The 14,004-nt window shown below is 73.8% G+C and carries 11 protein-coding genes; 6 read left to right on the top strand and 5 right to left on the bottom strand.

What is annotated here, in order from left to right; genetic code table 11:
* The first annotated feature begins 161 nt into the window (after positions 1 to 161).
* Positions 162 to 752 (top strand): RNA 2',3'-cyclic phosphodiesterase, encoded by a 591-nt coding sequence (gene thpR / locus EBO15_RS40285; protein WP_122199719.1) that lies wholly within the window; start codon positions 162 to 164, stop codon positions 750 to 752.
* Positions 753 to 774: 22 nt separating this feature from the next.
* Here thpR and EBO15_RS40280 read toward each other — a convergent pair whose 3' ends face one another.
* Together EBO15_RS40280 and EBO15_RS40275 are read right to left on the bottom strand one after the other, a co-directional pair.
* Positions 775 to 3,048: a hypothetical protein gene (locus tag EBO15_RS40280; protein WP_233616799.1), complete on the bottom strand. Its 2,274-nt coding sequence runs from the start codon at positions 3,046 to 3,048 to the stop codon at positions 775 to 777.
* Positions 3,049 to 3,143: 95 nt separating this feature from the next.
* Positions 3,144 to 4,223 carry a hypothetical protein gene (locus EBO15_RS40275; RefSeq protein ID WP_233616798.1) on the bottom strand — a complete coding sequence of 360 codons (1,080 nt, stop codon included), beginning with the start codon at positions 4,221 to 4,223 and terminating at the stop codon, positions 3,144 to 3,146.
* 170 nt (positions 4,224 to 4,393) lie between these two features.
* On the opposite strand from EBO15_RS40275, the gene EBO15_RS40270 reads away from it, so the two are divergent.
* Positions 4,394 to 5,404, top strand: a complete 1,011-nt coding sequence (locus tag EBO15_RS40270; RefSeq protein ID WP_122199716.1) for a class II glutamine amidotransferase — start codon at positions 4,394 to 4,396, stop codon at positions 5,402 to 5,404.
* Positions 5,405 to 5,471: 67 nt separating this feature from the next.
* On the opposite strand, the gene serC is transcribed toward EBO15_RS40270, so the two are convergent.
* The 3 genes from serC to EBO15_RS40255 all read right to left on the bottom strand — a co-directional run bounded on the left by serC (position 5,472) and on the right by EBO15_RS40255 (position 8,259).
* Positions 5,472 to 6,608 carry a phosphoserine transaminase gene (serC, locus tag EBO15_RS40265; protein ID WP_122199715.1) on the bottom strand — a complete coding sequence of 379 codons (1,137 nt, stop codon included), beginning with the start codon at positions 6,606 to 6,608 and terminating at the stop codon, positions 5,472 to 5,474.
* A gap of 104 nt (positions 6,609 to 6,712) precedes the next feature.
* Positions 6,713 to 7,069, bottom strand: a complete 357-nt coding sequence (locus EBO15_RS40260) for a hypothetical protein (protein ID WP_122199714.1) — start codon at positions 7,067 to 7,069, stop codon at positions 6,713 to 6,715.
* A 77-nt stretch (positions 7,070 to 7,146) separates the two neighbouring features.
* On the bottom strand, positions 7,147 to 8,259 hold the full coding sequence (locus EBO15_RS40255; protein ID WP_122199713.1) for a citrate synthase 2: 1,113 nt from the start codon (positions 8,257 to 8,259) through the stop codon (positions 7,147 to 7,149).
* Positions 8,260 to 8,435: 176 nt separating this feature from the next.
* Here EBO15_RS40255 and pdxH point away from each other — a divergent pair, with 176 nt between their 5' ends.
* The 4 genes from pdxH to EBO15_RS40235 all read left to right on the top strand — a co-directional run bounded on the left by pdxH (position 8,436) and on the right by EBO15_RS40235 (position 13,832).
* Positions 8,436 to 9,026, top strand: coding sequence for a pyridoxamine 5'-phosphate oxidase (gene pdxH / locus EBO15_RS40250; RefSeq protein WP_233616797.1), 591 nt, complete (start codon positions 8,436 to 8,438; stop codon positions 9,024 to 9,026).
* Positions 9,023 to 10,375: an MFS transporter gene (locus EBO15_RS40245; protein ID WP_233616796.1), complete on the top strand. Its 1,353-nt coding sequence runs from the start codon at positions 9,023 to 9,025 to the stop codon at positions 10,373 to 10,375. The genes pdxH and EBO15_RS40245 overlap by 4 nt, the downstream gene beginning before the upstream one ends.
* 244 nt (positions 10,376 to 10,619) lie before the next feature.
* Positions 10,620 to 11,318, top strand: coding sequence for a metal-dependent transcriptional regulator (locus tag EBO15_RS40240; RefSeq protein WP_122199710.1), 699 nt, complete (start codon positions 10,620 to 10,622; stop codon positions 11,316 to 11,318).
* 264 nt (positions 11,319 to 11,582) lie between these two features.
* Complete coding sequence (locus EBO15_RS40235) at positions 11,583 to 13,832, top strand: SpoIIE family protein phosphatase (RefSeq protein WP_122199709.1); 2,250 nt, start codon at positions 11,583 to 11,585, stop codon at positions 13,830 to 13,832.
* The last annotated feature ends 172 nt before the right edge of the window (positions 13,833 to 14,004 follow it).

The following is a 14,004-nucleotide window of genomic DNA, read 5'->3' as shown; positions in this document are numbered from 1 at the left end:
CGGGGCGCCGACGCCGCACGGGCGGGGCGCCGACGCCGCACGCGCGGGGGCGCCGACGTCCGCACGCGCGGGACGCCGACGTCGCACGTCGGAGGGCCGTTTCGCGTGACAGGACGGCTGCGGGCTGAGAGGCTGACGGACGTGGCACCCCGGACGTACGCATGAGGTTGTTCGTCGCGCTCCTGCCTCCGCGGGAGGTCCTGGACGAACTGGAGTCGTTCGTCGGCCCGCTCCGGGACGTCGTGCCCGAACTGCGCTGGACGCGCCGTGAGCTGCTGCACGTCACGCTCGCCTTCCTCGGCGACGTGGACGACCGGACCCTCGAACGCCTCCTGCCCCGGCTGGAACGCGCCGCCGCCCGCCACGACCGGCTCACGCTGTCGCTGGCGGGCGGCGGCGCGTTCCCCGGCGGCGGCGCGCACGCCCGCGTCCTGTGGACGGGCCTCTACGGCGACCGGCGCGACCTGGCCCGGCTCGCCGCCTCGACGGCCGCCGCCGGACGCCGCGCCGGAACCTCCTCCGACCGGTACAGCACGTTCCGCCCGCACCTCACGCTCGCCCGCAGCCGCCACCCCGTGGACGTCCGGCCGCTGATCGAGCCGATGTCGTCGTTCGCGGGCCTGCCGTGGACGGCCGAGACCGTCCACCTCGTCGAGAGCCGCCTGCCGGCCAAGGGACGCACCCAGGTCGAGTACGCGCCCTTGGCGTCCTGGCCCCTGAGCCCGCCGCAGCCGGACTCCGAGGCCGGCTAGAAGGGCCGGCCGGAGAGGCCGGTCAGAGCTCCGGCGGCGGGGGCGTGGGGCGGTCGGCGTCCGGAGGGCCCCAGGGGAGGCCGTAGCGTTCGCAGGCGCGCCGCAGCTCGGCCAGGTCGGGCGGGAAGGTGACCTGGCGCAGGACGCGTCCGGTCGGGCTCCAGACGACCAGGCGGGGCATGCGCTCGGCGGCGTCGTCGATGCCGACGCCCGCCACGCGGTCGCGCGCCAGCTCCCAGCGCACCCGCCCGCGCCGCGTGACGACGGCCAGGCCCGCCGGGGACACCCGCAGGCGCGGACGGTCGCGGTCGTGCAGCCAGTAGCCGCCGAGCCCGACCAGCAGCCCGGCCGGGACGGACCAGCTCGCGGCCGCGACGAAGCCGCCGAGGTCCGGGCCGAGCCAGGCGGCCCCGACGATCGCGACGATCTCCGCGAGCAGCAGGCTCATCCCGTAGGTGCCGACCCGGGACCGGCGCGTCGCGTCCAGCAGGACGCCGGGCGCGTCGGCGGGGGACGGCTCGGGCGGCGCGGCGAGCTCGCCCTGGACGACCCCGGGTTCGAGGCCCGAGGTCAGGGCGGGAGCGGCGTCGGGCCCGGCGTTCGGGTCGGTGTCCGTGTCGGTGTCCGGGTCGGCGGAGAGGGTCAGGGTGGACACCGCCGAGTGGAACGCCGCGTTCAGGTACGCGTCGTACTCGGCGTCGTTCACCGGCAGGCCCTCGCGGCGGGCGGCCTCGCGCAGGTCGGTGCGCGAGATGCGCAGCGCCGACAGGGGCGCGGCGAAGAACTCGTCGCCGTCGGAGTCGTAGAGCCGGACCCAGGCGTGCCCGGCGATCGTGAGCAGCTCGATGCCGCCGAGCCGGTCCTCCGGCATCCGCAGCACGACCTCCCCGGCGGCATCGGCCCAGCCGAGCCCGCCGTCCTCGACGACCAGGCGCCCGCCGGGCACCCGCGCGAAGATCTCCGGCAGGCCCTCCAGGCCGTACTCGGGGGAGCGCGGGGCCCTCGCGCCCGGCGTGATCACGCGGTAGCCGCGGTCGGCGAGGGCGTGCGCGAGCTGGAAGGCGTCGATGCCGTGCGCGGGCAGGCGCGCCACGAGCCGCAGCCGGTGGTCGAACGCCAGCACGGACAGGTCGCTGCGCCGGGGGCGTCCGGTGAGCGCGTCGGCGCGCAGGCCGGGGCCGACGACGAGCGCGGCGATCTCGGTCGCCGCGACGCTGAGCGCGCCGCGCGCCGGGACCACGCCGCGCTCCTCCGGCGTCGGCTCCTCCGGCGTCGGCTCCTCCGGCGTCGGCTCCGCCGGGGCCTGCGGGCGGGCCTGCGGGTGGGCCTCTGCGAGGGCCGTCGCGGCCTGCTGCGGACGCCCGCGGCGCGTCCGGCGGGAGACCTCGATGGTGTCGCGGTCGATCGTCCAGACCGTCCGGGACGAGACCAGGGACCGGCGGCGGGACGCGTGGACGGCGGTCAGCGACGCCAGCACCCAGCAGGCCGCCGCGACCCGGACGCCGAACCCGTCGGGCCCGTCCACCGCCAGCCGCAGGACCATGACCACGCCCAGCGCGCCGGAGAGCGCCCCCAGCAACTGGACGCGGCGGCGGGACGGCACCGGCTCGGCGGACGCCAGCACGGCCGGTCCCGAGGCCGGGGACGCGGGCTCGACGGCGTCCTCGTGGGCGGCGGCGAGCAGCGCGGCCTCCTGGTCGAGCAGCCTCCGCTCGGCCGCGAGGTCACGGGTCGGGCCGAGCGGGATGACCAGCTCGGCCTCGTCGTCCCCGGGGTCGGCGCCCGGCGGGTGGCCCGGCTCGTCCAGCGCCGGGTCGAGCAGGTCGGAGACCTCGCCGTGCACCAGCCTCACCGGGATCCCGAGCCGCCGCGCGGTCACGAACAGTGTCAGCGGTTCCAGGCCGAGCTGCGGGAGCGGCCCGATCGCGGCGGTGCCGAACTTGTGCTGGACGACGAGCACGCCGTCCGCGGTCGTGACGCCGAGGCCCTCGATGCGGTCGCGTTCGTAGCGGGCGAGGCCGCCGCCGTCCGGTCCGATCCGCTCGAGGCCGCGCTCGGACAGCCGCCAGTAGGACGGTCCGCGGTGCCGCGCCGTCCACGGCAGGACGGCCGCGACCGCTCCGGCCAGCCACGGCCCGGCGGCCGCGGCGAGCACCAGGGCCGCCCACAGCCAGCCGGGACGCACCGGCGCGAGCGCCGCCGCCACCGCCGTCAGGACGAACGGCCCCGGCGCGACCGGGCGAAACCGGCCGCCGAACCCGTGCAGGCCGACCAGCTCATGTTCCACAGTCCGCATCCTCTCGCGGGAACCGCCGGGCACGTAGCCTCCTTTTGCCATCCGCTGGCCGTTCTGATGGTCATGAGGGGATTTGCGCGGGTTCTCTCTGGAGCTCAGCGTCGCCGCCGGACCAGCCCGTAGCCGACCAGCGCGGCGATCCCGAGGACCAGGACGAGCGCGACCCGGCGGCCCCCGGTGTGCCTCAGCCGTCCCTTGTCATGATCGTCCTTCCCCGGCGGCGGCGTGGCGAGACCGCTCGGGTCGGGCGGCGGGGACGCGCCGGTGACGGCGTCCGCGCCGGTCAGCGGGACCTGGAACACCGGCTGGGCGTCCCCCTCGGACCCCACCAGCAGGGACGACCCGTCCGGCGTGAAGGTGACCGACTCGCCCTGCTCCTGCTGCGGCAGCGGGATCGAGTGGGAGTCGCCGGGGGTGCCGTCCGGCCTCATCGGGTAGATCCGCGCGCCGAAGTAGGTGCGGATGACGAAGCTGCGGCCGTCCGGGGCGAACGCGCCGTCGGTGGCGAGGGGCGGGGCGCCGCCGATCTTGCTGAGCTTGTTGAACCCGCTGGTGGAGGGCTTCGCGGGCGCCTGGTAGAGCGCGCCGGAGAAGAGCTTGCTCGCGATGTAGAGCCGGTTCGTCCGCGGATCGATCATCAGCGTCTCGGCGTTGCGCGGGCCGTCGGAGTACGTGAACCGGAACGCGGTCGCCTCGACGGTCTGACTGCGCAGCACCTCGGGCTCGGTGATCCGGTACACGGTCACGTAGGGCCAGGCGCCGCCGAGGTTGTCGCCGATGTCCGCGACGAAGATCGCGGGACGACCCTGGTCGTCCCGGCCCATCGCGATGGCCTCCCAGTCGCGGTTCTTCGCGCCCGCGAGGGTCAGCACGGCCCGCACGCCGCCGTCCGGCCCGACCGCGAAGATCTGCGCGGTGCCGCCGGAGTCGTTGTGCGTGTAGACCACGCCGGGATGCGCGGCGCTGGCCGCCAGCCCGCTCGACTCGTGGATCCGATCATCGTTGATCGTGAACGCGACCCGGGCCCCGGCTGTTCCCGGAGATCCGGACGGAGCCGGAGAGGGGGACGGGGCGGCGGTGGCCGGAAGCGGCCACAGGGCGGACGCGGCGGCGAGCGCCAGGGCCGACACGGCGACCCGGCCCAGCACGGCCCTGCCCGACGCGGCACGCCTCAAAGTGGCACGCCTCAAAGCGGCACGGCCCGAAGCAGCACGGCTCAACGCAGCACGGAGCCGACGACCACGGCGAGCACGAGCGCGGTCAGCACGGTCGGGAGCAGCCATCGGGGCGCGCGGTTCACGTTCCGAGCTTATTCGGCCCCGGAGCGGGCTCGAACCGGCCGGTCATGAGATACGTCTCATCGAGCATGTGCGGATTGTTCGGGCTGCTGCGCGCGCCCGACGCGGTCCATCCGGAGCGCGCGTCGGACGTCGTGGTCACCCTGGGAACGCTCGCGGAGGAACGCGGCACCGACTCGGCCGGGCTGGCCCTGCTGACGGGCCGTCCCGCGGGACGGGACGCCGCCGCCCTCTCTGGCGTGGCGGACGACCGGGGCAGTGACCTCGTCCACGACGGCTGCCGCGTGATCAAGGGGCGCGGCACGTTCTCCGCCGTCTGGCGTCCCGCCCTGCTGGACGCGCTGGACGCCGCGCCCGCCGTCCTCGGCCACACCCGGTGGGCCACGCAGGGCACCCCGCACTCCCTCGCCAACGCGAGTCCGCTGGTCATCGGGGGCGCCGACGCCGTCGGCCCGCACGCCGCCCGCGCCGCGGGGATCGTCGCCACCCACAACGGCGACATCGAGGCCGCCGCGTTCCGCGCCCGCTTCGCCCCGCCGGACGCCGCCGGCGGCACCGACTCCGAACCGGTCTTCCAGGTCCTCGCGGGCCAGGCGTCCGTGCCGGACGTCCTCGCCGTCCTCACCGCCCTGGTCGGACGCGCCGCCCTCGCCTGGGTCGACCGCGCCCGCCCGGAGATCGTCCATCTCGCCCGCGCCGCGTGCAGCCCCCTGTCGGTGGCCGTCGACGACGAGCAGAACCTCTACTGGGCGTCCAACCCCAAGTGGTTCCGCCTCGCCGAACGCCACACCAGCGTGCGCTTCGCGACGATCGTCATGCTCCGCGAGGGCACCTACCTGCGCCTCGGCCCGCCCTCCCCGGGGGCCCGCCCCGAGGTCCTGTCCGGCGCCGGCTTCCTCCCCACGGCCCGCGCGTACGACGTCGACGACCGCGTCTGGACCGGTTTCACCCCGTCCGACGCCACGCGCGACCGCGACGGCCTCCGCCACCGCGTCGCCCCTCTCCTCCCGTCCGCCCCCGGCGGCCACACCCCCACGACCCCCGTCACCGTCGTCTGACGCAGGGGCCGGAAAGCGCCGTGCCCCGGACGCCGTCGCGGCGTCCGGGGCACGGTTCGCAGGGTCGTCAGAGGTGTTCGACCACGTACTCGATGCAGTTGGTCAGGGCCTCGACGTCGGCCGGGTCGATGGCCGGGAACATGCCGATGCGGAGCTGGTTCTTGCCCAGCTTCCGGTAGGGCTCGGTGTCCACGATGCCGTTGGCGCGCAGGGTCTTGGCGATGGCCGCGGCGTCGACCTCGGCGGAGAAGTCGATCGTGCCGACGACCTGGGAACGCTGGGCCGGGTCGGCGACGAACGGCGTCGTGTAGGACGTCTTCTCGGCCCAGGTGTACAGGCGCTGGGACGAGTCGGCCGTGCGGGCCGTGGTCCAGGCCAGGCCCCCGTTGGCGTTCATCCACTCGATCTGCTCGGCGAGGAGCAGCAGGGTGGCGACCGCGGGGGTGTTGTAGGTCTGGTCCTTGGCGGAGTTGTCCACGGCCGTCTTCAGGTTGAAGAACTCCGGGATGTACCGGTCGGACGCCGCGATCTCCTCGATGCGGGCCAGCGCCGCCGGGGAGGCCAGCGCGATCCACAGGCCGCCGTCGGCGGCGAAGCACTTCTGCGGGGCGAAGTAGTAGACGTCGGTCTCGCTGACGTCCACGGGCAGGCCGCCAGCGCCGGACGTGGCGTCCACGAGGACGAGCGCCTCGTCGGCCGAGGTGCCCTCGGGGCGCGCGATGGGCATCGCGACGCCGGTGGACGTCTCGTTGTGGGTGAGGGCGTAGACGTCGATCCCGTCCTCGGCGCGGGCCGTGGGGTGGGTGCCCGGGTCGGCGGAGATCACCGACGGGTCGTCCAGCCACGGCGCGCCCTTGGTGACCTTGGCGAACTTGCTGGAGAACTCGCCGAACGCCAGGTGCTGCGACCGGTTCCGGACGAGCCCGAACGCGGCGGCGTCCCAGAAGCAGGTGGTGCCGCCGTTGCTGAGCAGCACCTCGTAGCCGTCGGGGAGGGAGAACAGGTCGGCCAGGCCGGCGCGGACGCGTCCGACCAGGGACTTCACCGGCTTCTGCCGGTGCGAGGTGCCCAGGTAGGTGTCGCCGGACTCGGCGAGGGCGGCGAGCTGCTCGGGACGGACCTTGGACGGCCCGCAGCCGAAGCGGCCGTCGGCGGGCTTCAGATCGGCGGGAATGACAAGGGATGGATTCGCGCTCTCGGTCACCCGACGAAGGGTACCGACCGGCCCCGCAAGATCGCCGGTCGGACCACATGCCGAGACGCTTCTCACCTGTGCCGGAGCCCGCCCGGCGGGGGCGGCACGAGTGCTCAGCGGCGGCGGCGCCAGAGCGCGACGCCGACCAGGAGCAGGACGCCGAGGACGCACAGGCCCGCGTTCACGGCGGGCGGGTACACCCAGTCGTCGCCGCGCTGCCGCGCCTCGTGCGCCGTCCGGGCCGAGTCGTAGGCCAGGAACGCCAGGAAGAGCGACAGCAGCCAGAACGCGACCCGTCCCGCGGCCGCGTTGGTGCGGCGGCGGCGTTCCTCTCGCTCGTCCTCCAGTCGCCGGAGCTCGCCGGGGACCGCGGCCCGCCGCGCCTCGGGACGCGGGGCGACGGCGTCCGGGGCGTCCCCGAGGACAGGGGCGGCCGGGCCGATGTCACCGTCGAGGGGTTCGTTGTCCATGGACGGAGAGAGTAGGCACGAACGGGGCCCCTGGAGAACCAGGAGCCCCGTGTGTCGCGCGCCCCGGGGGCGGAAGGTCAGGCCGTGTAACGCTTGAGGGCGTCCGCGGAGCCGGCCACGTCGTTGATCGAGCGGGTGCCCGGGCCGGTGTAGCGGGCGGACGGGCGGACCAGGCGGCCCGTGCGCTTCTGCTCCAGGATGTGCGCGGCCCAGCCGGCGGTGCGGCCGCAGGTGAACATCGCGGGCATCATCGTGGTCGGGACCTCGGCGAAGTCCAGGATGACCGCGGCCCAGAACTCGACGTTGGTCTCGATCGCGCGGTCCGGACGGCGCTCGCGGAGCACGGCCAGGGCGGCGTCCTCCAGCGACTTGGCGGCCTCGTAACGCGGCGCGTTCAGCTCCTTGGCGGTGCGGCGGAGCACGCGGGCGCGCGGGTCCTCGGCGCGGTAGACGCGGTGGCCGAAGCCCATCAGCCGCTCGCCCGAGTCGAGGATGCCCTCGACGACGCGGCGGGCGTCGCCGAGCTGCTCGACCTGCTCGATCATCGGCAGCACGCGGGCCGGGGCGCCGCCGTGCAGCGGACCGGACATCGCGCCGATCGCGCCGGAGATCGACGCCGCCACGTCGGCGCCGGTGGAGGCGATGACGCGGGCGGTGAAGGTGGAGGCGTTCATGCCGTGCTCGGCGGCGGAGACCCAGTAGGCGTCGATGGCCTGGACGTGCCGCGGGTCGGGCTCACCGCGCCACTGGATCATGAACCGCTCGGTGATCGTCTTCGCCTCGTCCACGCGGGACAGCGGGACGACCGGCACTCCCACGCCGCGCGCGGACTGGGCGACGAACGACAGCGCGTTCGCCGATACCAGCGCGAGGTCGGCGCGGGCCTGCTCGTCGGAGATGTCGAGCAGCGGCTTGAGGCCGTAGTGGGGCGCCAGCGTCGGCAGCCCGGCCTGGGCGTCCACGCGTACGTCGCCGGAGACGACCGGCAGCGCCAGCGCGGGAGCCGGGGTCAGCCCCGGGTCGAAGGAGTCGTCGACCAGCAGGCCCCAGGCGTCGCCGAAGGAGACGCGCCCGACGAGTTCCTCGATGTCGACGCCCCGATAACGGAGGGCGCCGCCCTCTTTGTCCGGTTCGGCGATCTCGGTCTCGAAGGCGACGACCCCCTCAAGACCGGGTTTGAAGTCGGACATGTCGTCCTGCCTTTCGTCCCCATGAGTGATAAGGCGGTGCCGTGCCATTGAACCCTGTCCGCCCTACTGGCTAGTACCCAGGCCCCTGTGAGTTGCACAATGCCCAGGTGAGAGGCTCGAACGATGTGAGTGCGCCCGATCCCGCACGGCTCCGGGAATCCTACGCAGGCGGAGAGTTGCCAGAGGAGGGCCTCCCCGCCGAGCCGCTTCCGCTGTTCACCGAGTGGTTCTCCGACGCCGCGGCGGCAGGGCTTCCGGAGCCCAACGCGATGATCGTCGCGACCGCGACACCGGACGGCGTGCCGTCCGCGCGGACCGTCCTGCTCAAGGGGTTCGGCGAGGACGGCTTCCGGTTCTTCACCAACCTGGAGTCCCGCAAGGGACGTGAGCTGGCCGCGAACCCGCGCGCCGCGCTCGTCTTCCCCTGGCACCCGATGCACCGGCAGGTCAGGGTGGAGGGGACGGTGACGGAACTGTCCCGCGACGACGTCCGCGAGTACTTCGAGAGCCGCCCGCACGGGTCCCGGATCGGGGCGTGGGCGAGCCGCCAGTCCGCGGTGGTCGGGGATCGCGCGGAATTCGAGGAACGGTACGCGGCGTTGGCGGACGAGTGGCCGGACGGCGTGCCGCTCCCCGACTTCTGGGGCGGCTACCTCGTCGTCCCGGAGGCGGTCGAGTTCTGGCAGGGACGCCTGAACCGGCTGCACGACAGGATCCGGTACCGCCGTCAAGGCGACGAATGGAAGATCGAGAGACTCTCCCCGTGAGTTCCCCCGAACAACAACAGGCCGAACCGCAGGACGAAACCCCCACGACGACCCCCACGACGACCCCCACGACCCCCGAAGACGACACCGCCCGACCCTCCGAACCCCCGAGAACGACGCCGCGCTGGCGGCGGATCGCGGTCGACACGCGTCCGCTGGCGGTCCCCGCGTTCCGGCGATTGTGGCTGGGCCAGGGCGTGTCGTTCGTCGGGTTCCAGGTGACCTCGGTCGCGGTGCCCGTGCAGGTCTACGACATGACCCACTCGTCGCTCTGGGTGGGCGTGCTGGGCATCGCCAACCTCGTCCCGCTGATCGTCTTCGGGCTGTGGGGAGGCGCGGTCGCCGACCACATGGACCGGCGGCGGCTGCTGCTGATGGCGTCCCTGGTGTCCTGGGCGGCCACGTTCGCGCTGGTGCTGCAGGCGCTGCTGCACGCGAACAGCATCCCGCTGATCCTCGGGACGGTCGCGGTGCAGTCGGTCGGGTTCGCGGTGTCCTCGCCGGCCCGGGGCGCGATCGTCCCCCGCCTGGTGGACGAGCCGCTCGTGCCCGCCGCGAACACGCTGAACTTCACCGTCATGACCGTGGGGACGCTGTGCGGGCCGCTGCTCGCAGGGCTGATCCTGGCGCACTGGAACTACCAGGCCGCGTACGCGCTGGACGCCGTCCTGTTCACCGTCGGCCTGTACGCGGCCGCGCGGCTGCCGTCGATCCCGCCGCTCGGCGCCGCGGCCGCGCTCGGGCTGCGGTCGGTGGTGGACGGCCTTCGGTTCATCGTCACCCAGCCCGTCCTGCTGATGTCGTTCGTCGTGGACCTGATCGCGATGGTCGTGGCGATGCCGCGCGCGCTGTTCCCGGAGATGGCCGAGACCCGGTTCGGCGGTGAGGGCTCCGTCGGCTGGCTCTTCGCCGCGCTGGGGTTCGGGGCGCTGTTCGGCGGCCTGTTGTCCGGCTGGATCGGGCGGATCCACCGGCAGGGCGCGGCGCTGGTCGCGTCCATTGCGGTCTGGGGCGTCGCGGTCGCCGCGGCCGGGCTCGCGCACTCGCTGTGGCTGGCGTTCCTCCTGCTCGCGGCGGGCGGCGCGGCGGACCTGGTGGCCTCGGTGTTCCGCCAGTCGATCTTGCAGACGTACGCGCCGGACGAGATGCGCGGACGCCTCCAGGGCGTGTTCACCGTGGTCGTCTCGGGCGGCCCGAGGCTGGGCGACCTGCGCGCGGGGGCCGTGGCGTCCGTCGGGGGCGTGGGCGCGGGAACCTCGTGGGTCGGCGGCGGGGTGGCCTGCGCCGTCCTCGTGGTGATCGTCGGGCTGGCCGTCCCGTCCCTGATGACCTACGACACGCGCGGCTGAGCGATCTCGCGGCGGGCCGGGCCCGGCAGGGGCCGCCCGGCCCGTCGCGGATGCGGCCTCAGGGCCGCATCCGCACAGGTCCGGGGGCATTGAGGGGCTCGTCCGGGCCCGTCCCGGGTTCGCCGGGAAGAGGCGGCGGGCGTCCGGTGTTGTTCATGGTTCGGCTCCGGAGGGATCTTCTCGCGCACCGGCCGTGACCGGCCGCAGCAAGTAGACTCGATGGTCACAACACTGGAGGGAGCTCGTGACCTCACACGGCCTGATCGACACCACGGAGATGTACCTCCGGACGGTGTTCGAGCTCGAAGAGGAGGGGATCGTCCCCCTCCGCGCGCGCATCGCCGAGCGCCTCTCGCAGAGCGGCCCGACGGTGAGCCAGACGGTCGCCCGTATGGAGCGGGACGGCCTGCTCAGGGTCGAGGGGGACCGGCACCTGGAACTCACCGACTCCGGCCGGAGCCTGGCGGTGTCGGTGATGCGCAAGCACCGGCTGGCCGAGTGCCTGCTGGTCAACGTCATCGGCCTGCCCTGGGAGGACGTCCACATCGAGGCGTGCCGGTGGGAGCACGTGATGAGCGAGGACGTCGAGCGCCGCCTGGTCGCGCTGCTCGACAATCCGACCGCGTGCCCGCACGGCAACCCGATCCCCGGACTGTCCGATCTCGGCGGTCACGCCGAGGCGGACGCGGCGCCCGTCGTGCCGATGGCGGCGGCGGCCACGGAATCCGGGACAAAAGCGATTGTTCGGCGTATTTCCGAACAGGTGCAGAGTGACAGCGATCTGATGCTTAGACTCAAGCAGATCGGGATACAACCGGGACGAGAGGTGACTCTTCGGACGACCGACGACGGGGTGCGGGTGGTCTGTGACGACGAGACCGACGGCCCGGAGACCGACCTGCCGGCCGACATCGCCGGACACGTGTTCGTCAGCCGCCGCTGACGGCGCGGCCCATGCCCCCATGGGCGGAGCCACACCAAAGATCTCCGTTCCGTCGCCACGAACCGGCGTGTCCGGGGCGCCGGATCGTCGTTCAATACCTCAAGTGGCGTCCGGCGCGGGTCGGCCAGTCCGTCCGCCCCGGGACGCGTCGCGCGGAAGGGCTGTGGTGAGCGGACGAGCGGAGACCGGCGAGGTCGGAACGGGTACCGGGGTACGCCCCGCCCCGGGTCGGCGCGTCATCGCCCCCCGGGAGAGTGGCGGATCATGAAGCGTTGGGGTGAGTCGCCGTTCGAGGCGCTCCTGCCGCCCGAGACCGTCCTCGCCCAGATGGAGATGGCGGTCGTGGTGTGCGACCGGTTCTCCAACGTGATCTACGGCAACCACTTCGCGCGCCAGCTGTTCGGGTTCGGCGGCGACGAGGTGATCGGCCACTCGATCCTGTCCCTCGGCATCGCCGAGGAGGACCACGAGCAGGCGACCGAGCTCGCCAAGCACGTGCTCAAGGGCGGTGTCTGGGAGGGCACCTTCTGCAACCAGCGCGCCGACGGCTCGACCGTCTACACGCGCGCGCACGCCGTCCCCCTCCGGCACCCGTCCGGCGCGGTGGACGGCATCGTGATCTTCGCCCGCGAGGCGCTCCGCTCCAACCAGCGCGAACAGGACCGGTACGGCCTGCTCGAGCGCATCGGCGAGCGGCTGTCGGCGTCCCTGGAGCTGGCCGCGACCCTCCAGCGGGTCGCCGAGACGCTCGTCCCGCAGTTCGCCGACCACTGCTTCATCGACCTGTTCGGCGGCGACCGGCTGTACCGGCGGGTGTCGGCGCACGCGGGCGGCTGGGAGCCGCCGCCCGGCACCTGGGCCGAGACCGGCGAGCCGGTGTCCTACCCGCCGGGCCACTTCGCCACCCGCGCGATGAACCGGCGCGACGCCGTCCTGGTCGAGGACATGCTCCAGCACCGGTTCTCCGCGCCCACCGAGGAGTCCCGGCGGCTCGGCGACGCGATGGGCATCACCTCGGTGATCGCCGCGCCGCTGATCGCGCGCGGCGAGCTGCTCGGCGTGATGTCGCTGGCGCTGTCGAACCTGTCCCGCCGTCCGGACCCGCACTACGACGGCTTCGACCGCGACCTGATCGGCGCGATCGCGTCCCGGATCGCCCTCGCCGTCGACAACGCGCTGCTGTTCGAGGAGGAGCGCGAGACCGCGCTCGCCTTCCAGAAGCACCTGCTGCCCGGCGAGCGCCCGCCCCGGCTGGACGGCCTCCAGATCGCCTGGCGGTACGAACCCGCCCGTCCGCTGGAGTCGCACGGCCACGGCATCCAGACCCAGGTCGGCGGCGACTGGTACGACGTCATCCCGCTGTCGGCCGGACGCGTCGGACTCGTCATCGGCGACGTCGAGGGACGGGGCGCGCGGGCCGCCGCCGTGATGGGCCAGCTCCGCGCGGCGCTGCGCGCGTTCGCGCAGGACGACAAGCCCCCCGCCGACATCCTGCGCAAGCTGGACGAGTGGGTCCGCACGATGACCCGGCCGTCGCGGATCACGTCCGGGTGGAGCAACGACGACCTCGTCCGGCCGCCGCTGGTGTCGTGCACCTACTTCGTCTACGACGCGTGGTCGCGGGTGCTGGAGTTCGCCAACGCCGGGCACGACCCGCCCCTGCTGGTCGTCGACGGTGACGTGCGCGACCTGGAGTTCGAGAGCGAGGGCGCGATGCTGGGCGTCCGCGCCCAGGGCATCGGCGGCGAGATCCTGTTCAACGAGGAGACCGCCGAGCTGAAGCCCGGCTCGACCCTCGTCCTGTACACCGACGGGCTGATCGACCGGCGTCCGCGCGACGACGGCGGCTACCACACGCGCGAACAGGCGCGTGAGGCGGTCCGGCGGGCCGTGGCGTCCGTCGCCCGCAAGGACGTCGAGACGATCGCCGGGGCCGCCTACGACGCGATCCCCGGGGACATCGCCGACGACGTCGCGATCGTGGTGATCCGCACCGCGCCGGACGAGCTGGCCGTCGCCGACCGCACCTTCCCCGCCGAGCCGATCATGGTCTCGGAGGCGCGGCGGATGGCGTCGGACGCGTTCGCCGCCTGGGGCATGCCCGCCGAGCAGGCCGAACTCGCCTGCCTGCTGGTCTCCGAGGTCGTCACCAACGTCGTCCTGCACGCCACCACGACCCCCGCCCCCCGGCGCGAACTGGTGCTGGACGGCGGCCCCCAGGTGCACTTCAACCTCGACGAGGACGACTGGAGTCTCGACCCCGACCCGCTGGGCGCCGACCTCGGACGCCGCGAACCCCCCACCAAGGACTTCCGGGTCCGGCTCCGCAGGGGCGCGGACGCCGTGTGGGTCGAGGTCTTCGACACCGACATGCGGCTGCCCCGCATCCGCAGCGCGGGCGAGACCGACGAGGGCGGGCGCGGCCTGTACCTCGTCGACCAGCTCGCCACGCGCTGGGGAGCCCGTCCGACCCAGGACGGCAAGGCGGTCTGGTTCCAGCTCCCCCTGCACTAGGGGGCGCTGGGGAGTCGCCGGGAGGCGCCAGGAGTCGCTAGAAGTCGCTAGTGCGCTGACCGGGAAGGTTTGCCGGGTTTGGTCACGCGGCTTTGCTGCGGGGGCGGCCCCATCGTTGTTGGCGTTGGCTGCGGATGCGGGCGCGTTCTCGGCGTTGGGCTGCCAGGATGTC

Origin of the sequence: Actinomadura harenae (assembly GCF_003696215.1) — a bacterium.
GTDB classification, from domain to species: Bacteria; Actinomycetota; Actinomycetes; order Streptosporangiales; family Streptosporangiaceae; genus Spirillospora; species Spirillospora harenae.
This window is presented reverse-complemented; position numbering and strand designations above follow the sequence as displayed.